The sequence below is a fragment of the Aeribacillus sp. JST-2 genome (genome assembly GCF_056032925.1).
On record NZ_JBVVUU010000117.1, the window covers coordinates 1 to 595 of the forward strand.

A 595-nucleotide genomic window follows, 5' to 3' on the forward strand; every position below is an offset into this window, starting at 1 on the left:
CCATCTATCACCCGTAAACCATTCAACCAAAATCTGCGTCGCAATATCGATTCAATTGACAATTTGACAACTAAACACTACACTATATCCGTACCATCTAACTATTAAATGATAATTAAGTAGAAAGAGGCATTTATGAAGCTACTCGTTATTTATCCCCACCCTAATATCAGATTCTTTGTCATGCTTTTTTGCAAAAAATCATCCAAGGTAGTGGGGAAAACCCGAGCATTCAAGAGGTTAAGGTATTAGATTTATATAATGAACAATTTGATCCACTACTTGTATTTAATGAAACAAAGCGGAGACGGGATCAGCATCAGGATCCCGCCTTTGAAGCGTATCGAAAGCAAATTCTTTGGGCTGACAAGCTCGTGTTTGTCTATCCAATTTGGTAGGGCCGACCTCCTGCGATGCTCCTTGGTTACTTCGATCAACTATTCGCATCTAACTTCGCCTACCGTGACAAAGGAGGACTTGTACTAGAAGAGCTATTAAAAGGAAAGTCAATTGTTTGTGTTTCTATGATGAGAGGCCCGACCTATTATCCTTTCTTTTTTTCCTAAATAACGCCCACAAAACATTAATGAGAAAG

Annotated in this window: 1 pseudogene; it reads left to right on the forward strand. The window is 38.8% G+C overall.

Features of this window, described 5'->3' with window-relative positions:
* Positions 1 to 135: 135 nt before the first annotated feature.
* Positions 136 to 595: pseudogene (locus AC0KTX_RS16835) on the forward strand (NAD(P)H-dependent oxidoreductase); the annotation flags it as partial.